Annotated in this window: 11 protein-coding genes and 2 pseudogenes; 4 read left to right on the top strand and 9 right to left on the bottom strand. The window is 56.2% G+C overall.

Annotation, left to right across the window (positions count from 1 at the left end):
* Positions 1 to 22 precede the first annotated feature (22 nt).
* The 5 genes and pseudogenes from KFJ24_RS18200 to KFJ24_RS15105 all read right to left on the bottom strand — a co-directional run.
* Positions 23 to 958, bottom strand: a pseudogene (locus KFJ24_RS18200) (ABC transporter ATP-binding protein); the annotation flags it as partial.
* Positions 930 to 1,871, bottom strand: coding sequence for an ABC transporter permease (locus KFJ24_RS15090; RefSeq protein WP_250831912.1), 942 nt, complete (start codon positions 1,869 to 1,871; stop codon positions 930 to 932). The gene KFJ24_RS15090 and the pseudogene KFJ24_RS18200, both read right to left, overlap by 29 nt.
* Positions 1,872 to 2,789, bottom strand: a complete 918-nt coding sequence (locus KFJ24_RS15095) for an ABC transporter permease (protein WP_250831913.1) — start codon at positions 2,787 to 2,789, stop codon at positions 1,872 to 1,874.
* Between the two features lie 2 nt (positions 2,790 to 2,791).
* On the bottom strand, positions 2,792 to 4,333 hold the full coding sequence (locus KFJ24_RS15100; RefSeq protein ID WP_250831914.1) for an ABC transporter substrate-binding protein: 1,542 nt from the start codon (positions 4,331 to 4,333) through the stop codon (positions 2,792 to 2,794).
* Between the two features lie 136 nt (positions 4,334 to 4,469).
* Positions 4,470 to 5,402 carry a LysR family transcriptional regulator gene (locus tag KFJ24_RS15105; protein ID WP_250831915.1) on the bottom strand — a complete coding sequence of 311 codons (933 nt, stop codon included), beginning with the start codon at positions 5,400 to 5,402 and terminating at the stop codon, positions 4,470 to 4,472.
* Positions 5,403 to 5,603: 201 nt separating this feature from the next.
* Here KFJ24_RS15105 and KFJ24_RS15110 point away from each other — a divergent pair, with 201 nt between their 5' ends.
* Positions 5,604 to 6,878 (top strand): porin, encoded by a 1,275-nt coding sequence (locus KFJ24_RS15110; protein ID WP_250831916.1) that lies wholly within the window; start codon positions 5,604 to 5,606, stop codon positions 6,876 to 6,878.
* A 67-nt stretch (positions 6,879 to 6,945) separates the two neighbouring features.
* Here KFJ24_RS15110 and KFJ24_RS15115 read toward each other — a convergent pair whose 3' ends face one another.
* Together KFJ24_RS15115 and KFJ24_RS15120 are read right to left on the bottom strand one after the other, a co-directional pair.
* Positions 6,946 to 8,076 carry an alcohol dehydrogenase family protein gene (locus KFJ24_RS15115; protein ID WP_250831917.1) on the bottom strand — a complete coding sequence of 377 codons (1,131 nt, stop codon included), beginning with the start codon at positions 8,074 to 8,076 and terminating at the stop codon, positions 6,946 to 6,948.
* An 85-nt stretch (positions 8,077 to 8,161) separates the two neighbouring features.
* Entirely contained in the window at positions 8,162 to 9,031 is an 870-nt protein-coding gene (locus KFJ24_RS15120) for a LysR family transcriptional regulator (protein ID WP_250831918.1), read from the bottom strand.
* Between the two features lie 94 nt (positions 9,032 to 9,125).
* On the opposite strand from KFJ24_RS15120, the gene KFJ24_RS15125 reads away from it, so the two are divergent.
* On the top strand, positions 9,126 to 9,626 hold the full coding sequence (locus tag KFJ24_RS15125) for a lactoylglutathione lyase family protein (protein WP_250831919.1): 501 nt from the start codon (positions 9,126 to 9,128) through the stop codon (positions 9,624 to 9,626).
* 79 nt (positions 9,627 to 9,705) lie between these two features.
* On the opposite strand, the gene KFJ24_RS15130 is transcribed toward KFJ24_RS15125, so the two are convergent.
* On the bottom strand, positions 9,706 to 10,749 hold the full coding sequence (locus KFJ24_RS15130; protein ID WP_250831920.1) for a fatty acid desaturase family protein: 1,044 nt from the start codon (positions 10,747 to 10,749) through the stop codon (positions 9,706 to 9,708).
* A gap of 356 nt (positions 10,750 to 11,105) precedes the next feature.
* On the opposite strand from KFJ24_RS15130, the pseudogene KFJ24_RS18270 reads away from it, so the two are divergent.
* Both KFJ24_RS18270 and KFJ24_RS15135 read left to right on the top strand, forming a co-directional pair.
* Positions 11,106 to 11,165, top strand: a pseudogene (locus KFJ24_RS18270) (PEP-CTERM sorting domain-containing protein); the annotation flags it as partial.
* Between the two features lie 42 nt (positions 11,166 to 11,207).
* Positions 11,208 to 11,987: a hypothetical protein gene (locus KFJ24_RS15135; protein ID WP_250831921.1), complete on the top strand. Its 780-nt coding sequence runs from the start codon at positions 11,208 to 11,210 to the stop codon at positions 11,985 to 11,987.
* A gap of 19 nt (positions 11,988 to 12,006) precedes the next feature.
* On the opposite strand, the gene KFJ24_RS15140 is transcribed toward KFJ24_RS15135, so the two are convergent.
* Positions 12,007 to 14,709 carry a cation-transporting P-type ATPase gene (locus KFJ24_RS15140; RefSeq protein ID WP_250831922.1) on the bottom strand — a complete coding sequence of 901 codons (2,703 nt, stop codon included), beginning with the start codon at positions 14,707 to 14,709 and terminating at the stop codon, positions 12,007 to 12,009.
* Between the last annotated feature and the right edge of the window lie 54 nt (positions 14,710 to 14,763).

Below are 14,763 nucleotides of genomic sequence, written 5' to 3' on the forward strand. Positions count from 1 at the left end.
TTCTCGGCGGTGTTTCGGTTTTGCACGTCTCAACAGCACGGGGACAGCGAGATGCAAAGGCACAACCCCGAACGGTACCGGTCATCGCGGGCACAATGCCCGGAATCGCGCCCAGACGCTTGAGGTCATCACCGCGAAAGCCCGGAACACACTCAAGCAACCCCTGTGTGTAAGGGTGTTGCGGGTCGAGCAGTACGTCACTGGTGGTGCCGGTTTCAACAATATCGCCGGCGTACATTACGGCCAGTTTGTCGGCCGCCTGTGACACCACACCGAGATCGTGGGTGATCAGGATCATCGACATGTTCAGTTCTTTCTGAAGATCGGTCAGCAGATGCAGAATCTGGGCCTGAATAGTCACATCGAGGGCGGTGGTGGGTTCATCCGCAATCAGCAGTTCGGGTTCATTCATCAGCGCCATGGCAATCATGACCCGCTGGCGCTGGCCGCCTGAAAGCTCGTGGGGATACTGCTTCAGTCGGCTGCGCGGGTCCGGCAGGCCCACCTTCTCCAGCAGATACACAGCCCGTTTTTCGGCTTCGGCCTTGGAAACATTCCGGTGCAACGTCATCGTTTCCGTAAGCTGCCGACCGATGGAGTAAACCGGATTCAGGCTCGTCATCGGCTCCTGAAAAATCATACCGATGCGCTGACCCCGAATGGTTTCCGCCAGTTCCCGCTCGCTCGCGCGGGTCAGGTCATGGTTCACAAAGTCGATTCGCTCGGCACCACACTGTGCTGCGGGCGGGAGCAAATTCATGATAGCGAGCGCCGTCATGGATTTGCCTGAACCGGATTCGCCCACAATACCCAGCGTCTCGCCGCGTTCGAGTTTCAGACTGATACCCCTTACAGCCCTCAGTGTGCTGGATTCCGTCGGGATATCGACTGACAGTTTCTGAATGTCCAAAAGTGAGGCAGTAGTCATGTCAGCTCCTCCGGTCAGTAACGGTGACATCGCGCACGCCGTCACCCAGCAGATTGATAGCGATTACCAGGATGAACAGGGATATACCCGGCAAGATGACGAGCCAGGGCTGGAAAAACATCGCTGTCTTGCCCTCGGCAATCATCAGACCCCAGGAGGGGATCGGTGAGGGAATCCCGAGGCCGAGGAACGACAGGGTGGCTTCGTTCAGAATGGCCACAGCCACCTCAAGGGTGAATATCACCATGATCTGATTGGTGATGTTCGGCAGCACTTCCCTGACCGCAATCTGGAGCTTGCTGCAACCCATGGCCTGAGCCGCAGCAACAAAGTCCAGCTCCCTCAGTCGCAGCGTGGCGGACCGGGTAACCACGAGATAGAACACCCAGTGGGTGGCACCAATCACGAAGATCACCACAGCAATGGACTGACCAATTACAAACACCAGCGCCATGATCAACAAAAGGCTCGGCACCGCCAGCTGACAGGTCACCAGGAAGTTGACGGCCTGATCCAGCCAGCCGCCGAAGTAACCGGCAATGAGGCCCAGAGTGACACCAATAACAGCGCCAACCGTCGCTGCACCAAGACCAATTACCATAGAGACCCGGGCGCCATAGATAATCCGGCTCAGATAATCCCGGCCAAGGTGATCGGTACCCAGCAGATGCGTCCACTGACCACCTTCTCCCCATATTGGCGGCAGAAGCCTGAGCGACAGGTTCTGCATATAGGGATCATGGGGAGCCAACCAGGGCGCAAAAATTGCGAGTATTGCCATCACCAGCACAATGCCGAAGCCAATTTTCAGGCCGTAGTGTTTACGGGCCCGTTTCAGCGCCGCTCTCGTCGGGCTCAGGCCCGCGTTCTCGTTTTCAACCGTCAGGTCATCACTTTCGAGGGCTACGACCAGACCGTCTGCGGATTGTTTCATTGTCATCATTCACCCCATCCGGATTCGAGGGTCAAGCCAGGCGTTGATCAGATCAGCCGCCAGCGTGAGAACCACAAAGGTCATTACAAAGATCAGGATCAGTGACTGCACTGTGGGAATGTCGGAATTGAAGATGGACTCCACCGCCAACCGTCCCAGACCGTTCATGCTGAACACCGACTCGGTCACCACAGAGCCACCAAGCTTGTAGCCCAGTTGGACCGCCAATACGCTCACGATCGGTAACATGGCATTGCGCAACGCCTGCTGAAGGACAAGCCGGTAACCGATAAACCCTTTGGCCCTGGCCGTCCGGATATAGTCCGACGCAAGGACATCAAGCAAACCGGTTCGGGTCAGGCGCATCACGGCGGGAACCGAACTGGCACCCAACACGAAAGCCGGCATTACGAAATGCCGCCAGGTGGCATCACCGGATACCGGAAATATGGGAAAGGTCACCGCAAACAGGATAATCAGCATCAAACCAAGCCAGAAATTCGGGATCGCCTGGGCCGAGACTGCTGTGGACAGTGCGAAGCGATCCATCCAGCTGTTCGGGCGCAAGGCTGCCCCGATGCCGAGGGGCAAAGCGATAAGCATGGTGACGCTCAGGGAAGACAGGGCCAGCGTGACGGTAACCCCCACATGGTCCTTGATGAGCTCTACAACCGGCTGTTTCCAGAAGAAGCTCTCACCAAAATCACCACGCAGGACGCCACCCAGCCAGCTGAAGTACTGGGCGGACAGCGGACGATCAAAACCGTACTGCTCACGGATATCGTCCACCATCTCCTGAGGTGCATCCTCACCGGCAATGGTCTGTGCCGGATCGGTTGCGAAATGGAACAGGGCAAAGGTGCCAAAAGAGACGGTCAGTGCGACCAGGAGGGCCATGAACCCTCTCCTCATAACATAATTCAACATAATTATTCCCTCCAGCTCGCCTGCCAAAGACGTGGAACACCGTCTTTAGGCACCGGGAACTCAAGTTCGGGGGACAGAAGATAATTCTGGCTGTAGGAAAACATCGGGACCCAGTACGCCTGATCCGCGATCCGGTTCAACGCTTCGCGATAGAGCCTTTTCCGCCTGTCCGGATTGATGGTCTGTTCAGCGGCCAGTACCCGTTTGGCCAGGGCTTCGTCACCGGTGTAATTGCGGGCTGAATTGGCCGCAAAATGCACCCCGGTACTGGCCGATGCGTCCGCAGTGCCGCCACTGCCGTAGGATGCGAAGAAAGCCTCCATATCCTTGTCGTTACGGACCTTCGAGAACACGTTCAATTTGACAAAGCGCAGGTCCACATCCAGTCCGACCTCTCGCAGGTCACTGACGATGGCTTCGGCAATAATCTTTTCCCGATAGGCCCACAACTTGAATGAAAAGCCATCGGGGTAGCCCGCCTCGGTCAGCAGTTTTCTCGCCTTCTCGGGATCAAATTCGTAGCGCGGACCCTCGCCGTTGCATCCGAACTGGCGAGGGTGGCACGCGAAATCCACAACTTCGGCACTGCCGCGCATCAGGTATTTGGTGATTTCTTCACGATTGATGGCATGGTTGACCGCCCGGCGAACTTTCCGATTGGTAAACGGCGTATCCGGGTCTGAAAAGCCGGCCGCATCGAGGGTGATGTAGCCAATGCGGATATCATTTCCTTCCAGGCGCGCAACGTTCGGCAGGTACTGGACGTTATCGGCGACATCCGGCGCTACCCCCATCATCAGGTCAATACCACCGCTGAGCAATTCCGCCTGTTGCGTCCCCTGATCCGCAATAACGCGGAATTTAATGTTCGCTATTGCGGGATTGACCTTGGGACTCGCCTCGTAATAATCACCAAAGCGCTCCAAAACGATGTCACGACCGGCACTGAAATCCGTTACCCGATAGGGACCAATACCGTTAAGTACCTGCCCCCCGGAGTCCGGGCCACCGTCCGAGTAGGTGCCCTTTTTTCTCAGTGGGATACTGACCGCCATGTCCCGCAGAGCCATTGGATAGGGAAGCTTCAGGTTGAACCGGACCTCAAGGGGACCTGTCTTTTCCACACTTTCAAGCCAGCTTCGGATCACCGGACCACGACTGGTATCCGAGTCCTCATTCAAAACCCACTCAAAGGTGTAAACCACGTCCTCTGCAGTCAGGGTGCTGCCATCGTGAAAGGCAATACCGTCGCGCAGGGTGACATCCAGCTCAGTGTCCGTAACCCATTCGTAGGATTCGGCAGCAAGGGGGACAAACTCAAGAGTATCCGGGTCGACAAAGAAGAGGCCATCGTCCGTCAGACGGGAAACGATAAGCCCTTCCCGTTGCACCGAATAAAGCCGGTCAACGGTGGTCAGAGGCTTTGCCAGGGCGACAACCAGCGTGTCATCCGACTGCCCGGCGGTGGCCGGCACCGTCAGGCCGATCGCTGCGAGCAAAATGGCTATGCGTGCGCCTATCTGCACTGAATACCGAGTCTTCATTTCTCCTCCTTTTGTAATTATTGGAGTGCTCGATCGTTTCAAATGACAGTGCGTATCAAGTGAATGGGGTCAGTGTAGGTAGGCCAAATTGATTTTAAAATTGAATATAAGTCATATTTCTATGCATTTAATGCATCTAAAGTCTGGCCTCTTCGCAACCAGTCAATGTTGCATGGGGCCCTAACGCCGACGCCACTTCAGATTCCAGGCAACGAACCAGACTCTTTGTTGCCGGCGTTTCCTCAAACCCCGGAGGAAACAGCAGCACAAACTCTAAACCATAACCTGGCTCTAACGGCCTCAACACATATCGGGCTTCGTCTACAGCCAGTGCAGCCAAACGGTCGATGATGGTGATCCCCAACCCCTCGACCACCATCTGACAAGCCAGCACACTTGAAGTCGTTTCAATCTTGCAATCAAGCTCTACGCCGGCCGCCTGGAATATCTCCTCCATCTGAAACCGCGGGCGCAACCCCGGTGCCAGGGCAATAATGTCGTAGTCCGCCATCTGCTCCGGCGAGACTGATTCAAGCGCCTCAAGCGGATGCCCTTTGGGGATCATTACCATGGCATCGGTATCGAAAAAGGGTCGCTGGATCACAGAGGGGTGATTGCAGGGCCTGGTCAATGCAACAGCAATATCGTAGTGACGGCCCGCGACCCATTGTTCGATATCCCGATGGCCCCTGACATCCACACTGAAACGCTGATCCGGATGTTCCTTAACAAACCGGGCCAGCGCCGGGGAAACCAGACTGTTGGCCAGACGGGCCAGCGCCACAATACGCAAGGTGCGGGTTCCGCCAGACTTTATTTCCTGAACGATACGGGGTAAGTCCTCCAGATTCGCCAGGATTTTTTCAGCCTCCCGATAGAACTCCTTTCCTTCCGGAGTGAGCACCAAACGGCGTTTTTCCCGCTTGAAGAGTTTGAGCTTCAATTCGTCTTCCAGCGTAGAGATCAAACGACTGGTAGCCGGCTGGCTCAGGTTCATGACATCAGCAGCCGCCACCAATGAACCGTGAATGACCACAGCACGAAAGCACTTCAACTTCTTAATATTCATTATGTTCTCCGGGACACATGCAGAAAACGCATATACCTATCTAATGTTTTCAATTTACATAGGTATCATCAATCACCGATAACGTAAACGTGGATAGCGCCAAGAGACCAAACCGATTACAGCAGCGGAGTCTCCAGACAACAGAGCTTTTGAATGCGAACGCCACCGACGAACCGATAGAACAAAAAATCCGGAGGAACCATGAGATTTACTAAGTCATTGCTTGCGGTTGGTATCATTGGCCTGACACCGCTTTCCGCAACCGCAGCCGAACTTGAGGTTGGTGGACAGGTTAACCGTGCCATCATGTATGCCGAAGACGGCTATAGCCGAAACAACCTCGGCGTCGGATCAGACTCCGAGTTTTACCACGTCGATAACAGAAACAGCCCGACCCGTTTCAGTCTCGGGGGTACACAGCGATTGTTTGAAGGCTGGACAGCCGGAGCGTTGATCGAAATTGGGGTGCGCTCCAACTCATCAAACGATGTCGATCCCGCTAACAAGACCACCGACTCGGAAATCGAGCAACGCATCAGCGACGGGTTCATCGACACACCATATGGCAAAATCACGATCGGTCGCGGCGAAGGCGCAGCTTACAACACCGGCCGTCGCGACTACTCCGGCACAGGCGTGATCAGTTTCCGAAATCCCAACCTGATCGGCGGCAGCCTTCGCTTCGCCCTGGAGCCATCCTCGGTCAAGAAGAAGTACGACAGCGACGGAAACTTCACAGGAACCGAAGATTTCGACCTTGCCAACCCCTCCCAGAGTGAAGTTTCCATCAGCGGCAGCATCCGGGATTACAACTTCGAAGGCCGCCATGATCGAATCCGTTACGATACCCCCCGGCTGGGTCCCGTGGTTCTTTCCGTCAGTGCCGGGCACGACAGTGCTTCTGGAGGCCACGACTCCATTCTCCAGTTCGGTATGAAGTCCGGACTGCGCGTGCCCGGTGGCCGTATGCTTGTAGGCCTTGGTTACTCCATTGCAACACAGACCAGTGACGACCCCAGCGAGCCATACGATCCGGACCCAAGTGTTGATCCTGACATTGATACCTATGGTGGCTCGGTGTCCTACTTTCATAGCGACACCGGTCTGAACCTGACCCTGGCTGCCGTCAACCGCGCCGAGGAGCTTACGTCGGATGATAAGAACAGCACGTTCGACTGGGACGACTCAGAGCTGGGCAAGTTCCGATACGTAAAGCTCGGTTATCGACCGAACCGGCAGCATGCGTTTGATATCCACTGGGGACAAACCAAGGGTCGTAACAAAAAACAGGACGTGGGAACTGTTATCGGTGCAGGCTACGTGTGGAGCCCCAGCCCGATGTTTGATCTTTACGCCGGCGCCAAAGTGCACTCGTTCGAGCGAGGCGACTGGTGCACGTCTTCCGGTCGTACCTGCTACTCGGCAGACTATAAGGACATCACGGTCGTAACGACGGGCGCCCGCGTCAAGTTCTGACCCCACCGTATTATCTTTTGAAAAGCGTCGTTGTTGTGTTCTTTTGCCCCTCCAGGAGGGGCTTTTTTTATACTGGCGGCAATAGCACAAAGTTGCCAACATGAGTCTTCGCCAGAAACTCCTCTTGTGCAACCGCTATGTCTTTCAGCTCGAATGTTTTCGCCACCAGAGGCCGTATTTCACCCTTTTCGATGTAACCGATGAGATTTGGAAAAACCGGTTCGTCCCAGGCCGTGCAGCCGATCAGCGTTAAATCCTTGAGGTAGAAATCACGCATATCCATGGTGGTTATCGGCCCGGCTATGGCACCGGACGAAGCATAACGGCCGCCACGCGCCATCAGCTTCAGCAGTTGTCCAAATTGCTCACCTGCAACATTGTCGATAACAACATCCACACTGGCGTCCTGGAGCTCAGCGCTCAAGTCCGAGCCACGAGGGATCAGTTCGTCAGCCCCCAGACTCCGGATCACATCGAGCTTACTGGCCCCGGCGATGGCGATAACGTGGGCACCCCGGCGCTTGGCCAGTTGCACAACCGCCGATCCGACCCCTCCGGACGCGCCGGTGACAATTACCCGGTCAGACGCCTTAACGCCGGCCCGGTGCAACATGTTTTCCGCCGTTCCGTAGGCACAGGGTATGGTCGCAAGCTCCTCATGGCTCCAGTCGCAGTCAACTTCAAAGGCCTCACTGGCGGGCACGGTGACATACTGGGCGAACGCACCATCAAAATCCGATGCCATCCAAATATTATCCAGGGAGTCGAAACCGTTAAGACGCATGCAGGCCCGGACAAGCACCCGACCTCCAACCGCCGGATAAGTCACGCCCTCCCCGTGCGCAACGACCTCGCCGCAGCAATCGGTGCCCTGAATCAATGGGAAAGGGGTTGTTTCGTTCCAGCCACCATCCTCAATCTCCGATTCCTCAGACGTTTCGGATAATTGCTCAGTGCCTCCCTCAACCGACGATGAATACCAGCCGAGTCGTGTGTTGATTTCTGTGTTATTGATCCCGGCGGCCAGAACCCTGAGCAAAACTTCACCGGGCCCCGGCGCCGGAACCGGAACATCGCGGTAGTCGAGTTGGTCGTAACCACCGTTGCCCGTCGTGACCACTGCCTTCATCGTCGGCTGTTCGGGATGGATTTCGAATCGTTCGCGATTGTTGGTCGAGAGATAACTCAAATCGGGCATGACTGCTCCAGGTAATAAAAAGATCAGGTAGCTGAGGAAAACACCCGTCCGGGGGCCGGCGGGTAATAACAAATCGGACAACGCTCTAAAGCCATTTCCTGGACTCGGCAATCACCGTCTTCACCCGTCCCGGCAGGGTTTTATGACGATGAACGCCGAGGTACAGGGTCTCACTGACCGGATGTGAAAGTCGATGGGTCCTGACAAGGTGTTTTTTCTCAAACGCCTCCACAGCATAGGCCGGCAAGACAGTAAAGCCCAGGCCCATACTGACGGGCTCAAGAATGAGGCTGATCTGATTGGAAAAGCCCTTCTTCTCAAACAGATAGCTGTGCTCAAACTCGGGGTAATTCGCCCCCAGCAGCAGACTGGTGTGGTGAGCGCCATCCGGATGATCAATGAATCCGAGTGCCAGCAATTGCTTCCAGTCGGGATCAACGACATCAGCCGGTGTCACCAGGAGCAGCGCTTCTTTGGCAACCGGCCGGCAACTCACCTCCGGAAGCGAGGACGGGCTTGTCATGAACCCGAAATCAACGCCAAACCCCGCGATTGATGCTTCCACATCGGAGTTTGGTGCAAACCGGTAATCAATCACCAGCCCGGGATACTGCTGCTGCAGTTCCAGAAGATGGGGGTAAAGCTTAAGCCCCAGACTGCCCGGCGACATAACCCGGACCAGCCCTTCATAAGCAGGGTCTTCGCCAACCCGTTGCTCCAGATTCGACAGGGACTCGACGATTACCCGCGCATCGTTGTAGAGGCGTTCGCCAGCATCCGTGAGCGTGAATTGCTTACCGTGCCTGACCAGTAACGCCCGATCCAGATGATCTTCAAGTTTACGCACATGCTGACTCACACCAGACTGCGTCATGTGCAGGCGCTCGGCAGTGCGTGTGAAATGACCGATTTCCACCAGCGTACAGAAACTGCGTAACCAGACAGGGTTAATCATAACAAACCATACTGATAAAGATGATAAATGATAATTTTACGTAATTGCTCCGCCTTTGTAACCTGTTTACAGCTTCAAAACAGGAGGACAAGCAATGAGCAACGTTTACCCGAGAACCTTTTCACACATTGGCATTTCAGTCCCCGACGTGGAAAAAGCCGTCGAATTCTATACTCAGGTCATGGGCTGGTATCTGATCATGGAGCCAACCGAAATCGCTGAGGACGACAGCGCCATTGGCGAAATGTGCACCGACGTCTTCGGAGCAGGCTGGGGCAGCTTCCGTATCGCCCATATGTCCACTGGTGACCGGATCGGTGTCGAACTGTTTCAGTTCAAGGATCAGGTCAATCCGGAAGACAACTTTGAATACTGGAAAACCGGTGTTTTCCACTTCTGCGTGCAGGATCCCAACCTTGAGGAACTGGCCGATCGCATTGTCGCCGCCGGTGGTAAAAAACGGATGGCGAAGCCGCGTTACTACTACCCTGGCGAGAAGCCCTATCGCATGATCTACATGGAAGATCCGTTCGGAAACATTGTGGAAATCTACAGCCACAGTTATGAACTGACTTACAGCGAGGGCGCTTACTAAAACGCAGCAGACAGCCAGGGGGGTCGCCGGTGTACATACGTCGAAAAACGTAGGGGACTCCCCCGGTTACATCAGGCGCCTACTGTTGTGCACGGGCCTCGCGGAAGGACACCATTCGTTCTTTGTCTTCGTCCCAAAGGGCACACCGGAAGCAGTCGATAATGTCCCTGGGCGCAAGCGTCGTGGTCCGCGGTGTTTGCAGTTCAGGAATGGCTGCCATCGCTTCCGGCAGGCGGTAGAAGGGAATCCGGACATTAAGGTGGTGAATGTGGTGGTAGCCAATATTGCCGGTAAACCACTGCATCACCCGATTCATCCGCATGAAACTTGAAGACTCCATGGCCGCCCGGTAATAGGTCCAGGCTTCGGGGGAAACAATGTGCATTCGCTGGAAACTGTGCTGGGCGAAAAACAGATAACTCCCCATCGCGGAGGCCAAAGTCATGGGCAGCAGCATGACAAAAAAGACCAGGCTGAACCCGCCCAGCGACCACAGCAGTGCCATCAACCCGAAATGACTGATCAGCGCTACCAGGGAGTCGCCGTGTTTGGTTGGGGCCCGCAGCAACGGTATAAGCGTAATGTTCACGCCAAAGACGATGGGGTAACTGAACAGCACCACCAACGGATGCCGCTGGGCGCGATAGGAGAAGCGCTGCCACGGCGTTGAGGACTGCCACATTTGAGTGGTTATGAGCGGAAAAGCGCCCACACTGGCCTCCGTTATCTGGCCCACATGACCGTGGTGATAATTGTGACTGGCAAGCCAGGAACGGGTTGGCGTCAGGGCGAACGCCCCGTAGGCGTGAAAGAGCCAATAGGCGGCCCGGGAATTCTTGAGAATGGCACCGTGCAGATAGTCATGAAAGGTAATGAAGGCGCGTACCATCAGCAGTGCCCCCAGTACCGAAAACACCAACCGCAGGGGCCACCAGGCAATCAACCCGGCAGCCGTCAGCGAGACAAGCATCAACACAAAGGTAGAGCCAACATACCACCAGCTTTTGGCAGCAGACTCTTCAACGTAAGGTTTGGTGGCCTCCAGCAGCGACCTGCCTACCCGCAAGCCTGCGCTGTGTTCCGGCAAGCTGCTGTCCCTTTCCTGGACATCATTCTGAAGCATCACTCGTTCCTCCCTGCCTTAAAACTAGATCTGTTGGCGAAGATTTTCCAACATCCGCAAGGCACCGAAACGGAATGAGGAGTTCAGCCAGACGTCAATCGTCGAAACTCCGCCAGATCAACCACGGTTTGCGCAAAACGGGGAAAGATTATCCTGGGGCGCGGACGTGCTCGATGCCGTTGCGCCCAAAAGAGGTTAACTGTTTCATATCCGTAATAGTGATGTCAGATAATCTTACACACCTCTTCTTTCAAACTGTAAATAGAATTTTCACAGCACGGAATTAAAAGCTAAGATGTCGCAGCGGCTCAGATATTGCTCCTACCTTTTCAGTGGGAGTTTTATTGCCTGTGTAGGTCCCTGAGCCTGTGACATTTGCATTGTTGTGCTTGGGAATATCGGGCCGGCGCTGCTAAAGACCAAAAAATCTTCCACGGAAGGCTTCAAGGAGACGCAGTATGTTTCAAAGGACTTCTGATTCAGCTCTGGCAGCAACAACGATATGCGCTAGTTTAATTTTGAGTGCGTGTGGCGGTGGAGGCGACTCCAGTAGCTCCGTTAGCTCCGTTAGCTCAGGCGAGAATGCCACCACACTGGAAGCCGGTCTATATGAGGTGCAGGTAACATATGTGGATGGGCGCACATCAGACGCGTTCGCTTATCTTAGCTCGACAAGTAAGTTTGCAATGGTCTTCGGGCAGCAAGAACTTTCGCTTGGAATGCTCGAATTTGATAACTCCAATATCAGCGGCACCAGTAATGACTATTACCAGCCGGACGATCAAGGCTTCTACTCAGTGAGGGGGCAGGAGGGAGCGATAAGTGGGACTATCAACTCGCCAGGGTCTGCTACCTTCAGTGCCAGCGCCGCTGGCAAAGTTAATTCGGAAGTCAGACTGAAACGGGCAAACTCTCTCAGCGATCTTGCTATCTCTCTGGTGCAAGCTTCGGGTTCCTATGAAAAGGGTGAATCCGAGGTCGTCCTAACCGTGGGCGAAGATGGTTCATTGGACGCTCAGTACCCGACTACAAATTGCGTACTTGGAGGAACTCTCGTGCCGGATGCTTCGGTTAACGTCTTTGACATCACCTATAGAATGTCCAATTGCACCAACGAAAAATACAATGGGGAATACTCCGGCCTCGGCTTTTTCGGCCCAACAACAGGGGGGCAAATAGTGATGTTCACAGCCCATAACGAGGAAGTGGCCATGCAGTTCGAAGGCACCAGGAGGTGAAGTGTAATCAGGGCCGGAGTTAAACGTGGGGCACGCCCTTAAACAACCGAATCCTTACCTGCTTTTCAATTTCGATGATGGCAAAGAGCGCGACGCCGATGCCGAGGATCAGCAGTCCGTCCGGAAGCGGGATCGCCTGCGTGGTGAACACCGTTTGCAGGGGCGGCAGATAGGTCACGGCGAACTGCCCGGCCGTGACTACCAGCACCGCCAGCCAGACCACTCTCGTGCCGCGTATGGCCCTCCACGTCAACGAGGTGCCGTACATATTGCGGATGAAGAACAGGTGGAATATTTCCATCACCACCAGCGTGTTCATCACCATGGTGCGCGCCAGATCCTCCGGATACGCCTGATCAAGTGCGTAGGCATAAATCCCGAACACGCCGCCGAGGAAAAGCGCTGCCACCAGCACGATGTGCCATATCAGTGTCCCGGTCAGCAGCGGCTGGTTCCGGGGGCGCGGAGGCCGGCGCATGGTGTTTGCTTCGGTGGGTTCGAAGGCGAGCGCGATGCCGAGCGAGACAGCGGTGATCATGTTCACCCACAAAATCTGGATCGGCGTGATCGGCAGCGCCATGCCGAGCATGAGCGCCACGATAATGGTGGAGGCTTCACCAGCGTTGGTTGGCAGCGTCCAGCTGATAACCTTCTTGATGTTGTCGTAAACCGTCCGGCCCTCGCGCACGGCGGCGGCAATCGAGGCAAAGTTATCATCCGCCAGCACCAGTTCCGAAGCTTCCTTGGCCGCCTCGCTGCCCTTGTTGCCCATGGCAATGCCCACATCGGCACGCTTGAGGGCGGGCGTATCATTCACGCCATCGCCGGTCATGGCGACCGTAACGCCGTGGGCCTGCATCGCCATCACCAGTCGCAGCTTGTGCTCCGGGCTGGTTCGGGCAAACACGTCGGTTTCCATCACCGCCGCCCCGAGCGCCCTGTCGTCCAGCTTGTCGATATCGGCACCGGTCAGCGGGTTCGCGGGATTTTGCAGGCCGATCTGCCCCGCAATGGCCGCTGCGGTTGCCGCGTGGTCACCGGTGATCATTTTCACCCGGATGCCGGCCCCATGGCATTCCGCCACAGCTTCAATCGCTTCCGGGCGCGGCGGATCGATCAACCCGGTGAGACCGAGCAGAATCAATGTGCCGGAGACGTCGCTCTGTTCCAGCACGGTGTGTTCAGGCGGCACCGGCACGACCGCCAGTGCGAGCACGCGCTGACCCTGGACCGTAATCTTGTCCGCCTGCCCGTGCCAGTAGGCTTCATCCAGTGGAGCCGTACCGCCGTCCGTCGTGCGCTGCGACTTACACATGGTCAGAATTTGTTCCGGCGCGCCTTTAATGGCGATAAACGCATGGTTTTCATGGTCATGATGCAGGCTGGCCATGAATTTGTGCCTGGCATCGAAGGGAATAACATCGGTACGCGTCCACTGACTGCGCTCGCCGTCACCGTCTAACTCAGCCTTTCCGGCGAGAGCCAGCAGGGCCCCCTCCATCGGATCGCCTTCTACGGCCCACGTGTCGTCGTGCCTTTTCAGCTCGGCATCGTTACACAGGGCCGCAACCCGACCCAGTTCCGCCAGTTGCGGATGATCCGGCACCGAGATGACGCTGCCGTCCAGCTTTACCTGGCCCCGTGGCTCATAGCCCGCACCCTCAATGGTATAGAACCGCCCGTCGACTACCACCGAGACCACACTCATATCATTGCGGGTCAGCGTGCCGGTCTTGTCGGTACAGATTACCGAGACCGATCCGAGCGTTTCGATAGCCGGCAGGCGGCGGACAATCGCATTGCGCCGGGCCATGGCCTGCACCCCGGCCGCCAGCGTGATGGTCAGCACCGCTGGCAAACCTTCCGGGATCGCAGCCACCGACAGGCCCACCACCGCCATAAACAGTTCGGTGAAATTATGATGCTGTACGAACAGCCCGAAGGTGAAAATCAGCGCGGCTATGGCCAGGATAAAGAGGGTAAGCCACTTGGCGAAGACCCCCATTTGCTCGACCAGGGGCGTGGTCAGGGTTTCGACGTCCGCGAGCAGACCGCTGATACGGCCTATCTCGGTATCCGCCCCCGTGGCCACCACCACCCCCGTGCCCTGGCCGCTGGTTACGGTTGTACCGCTATAGGCCAGGCAGGACCGGTCCCCCAACACAGCATCCGGCATCACCGGTTTGATCTGCTTTTCCACAGGCACCGACTCACCGGTCAGAATGGCTTCCTGAATCTGTAAGCCGTGGGCCTTGAGGAGCCTCAGATCGGCGGGAACTTTGTCGCCAGCCTCCAGCAACACGATGTCGCCGGGCACCAGCTGCTCGCCTTCCACGGTGTGCCGTTGGCCACCCCGCAGCACGGCCGCCCGAAGCGCCAGCATGTGACGGATGGCATCCATCGCCTTTTCTGCCTTGCCTTCCTGGACCAGACCGATAACCGCATTAACGATCACCACCGCGAGAATCACGGACATATCCAGCCAGTGCTGAAGCAGGCCGGTAATGACGGCGGCACCCAGCAGAACGTAGATCAGGATGTTGTTGAAATGAGAAATGAAACGCCGCAGCGGACTGCGCCGGGGTGGTTGGGGCAGCCGGTTGGGGCCGTAGCTGTCGAGCCGCGCCGACGCCTCGTAGGCGCTCAGCCCCGCTGGCGTGGTTTCCAGCTCGGAGAGCACCTTTTCCTGTGGCAGCTCATGCCAGTTACGGTGATTTTCCATTCAAACCCCGGCTCAGACTTCCATTCTGCGGCTTTCAGCCATGCTAGCAGAACG

This window comes from Marinobacter sediminum (assembly GCF_023657445.1).
GTDB classification, from domain to species: Bacteria; Pseudomonadota; Gammaproteobacteria; order Pseudomonadales; family Oleiphilaceae; genus Marinobacter; species Marinobacter sediminum_A.

Coding starts and splice junctions, on each gene's coding strand:
- KFJ24_RS15125 (WP_250831919.1), top strand. CDS start 9,126: ATGAGCAACGTTTACCCGAGAACCTTTTCACACATTGGCATTTCAGTC.
- KFJ24_RS15130 (WP_250831920.1), bottom strand. CDS start 10,749: ATGCTTCAGAATGATGTCCAGGAAAGGGACAGCAGCTTGCCGGAACAC.
- KFJ24_RS15110 (WP_250831916.1), top strand. CDS start 5,604: ATGAGATTTACTAAGTCATTGCTTGCGGTTGGTATCATTGGCCTGACA.
- KFJ24_RS15115 (WP_250831917.1), bottom strand. CDS start 8,076: ATGCCCGATTTGAGTTATCTCTCGACCAACAATCGCGAACGATTCGAA.
- KFJ24_RS15140 (WP_250831922.1), bottom strand. CDS start 14,709: ATGGAAAATCACCGTAACTGGCATGAGCTGCCACAGGAAAAGGTGCTC.
- KFJ24_RS15100 (WP_250831914.1), bottom strand. CDS start 4,333: ATGAAGACTCGGTATTCAGTGCAGATAGGCGCACGCATAGCCATTTTG.
- KFJ24_RS15120 (WP_250831918.1), bottom strand. CDS start 9,031: ATGATTAACCCTGTCTGGTTACGCAGTTTCTGTACGCTGGTGGAAATC.
- KFJ24_RS15090 (WP_250831912.1), bottom strand. CDS start 1,871: ATGATGACAATGAAACAATCCGCAGACGGTCTGGTCGTAGCCCTCGAA.
- KFJ24_RS15095 (WP_250831913.1), bottom strand. CDS start 2,789: ATGTTGAATTATGTTATGAGGAGAGGGTTCATGGCCCTCCTGGTCGCA.
- KFJ24_RS15105 (WP_250831915.1), bottom strand. CDS start 5,402: ATGAATATTAAGAAGTTGAAGTGCTTTCGTGCTGTGGTCATTCACGGT.
- KFJ24_RS15135 (WP_250831921.1), top strand. CDS start 11,208: ATGTTTCAAAGGACTTCTGATTCAGCTCTGGCAGCAACAACGATATGC.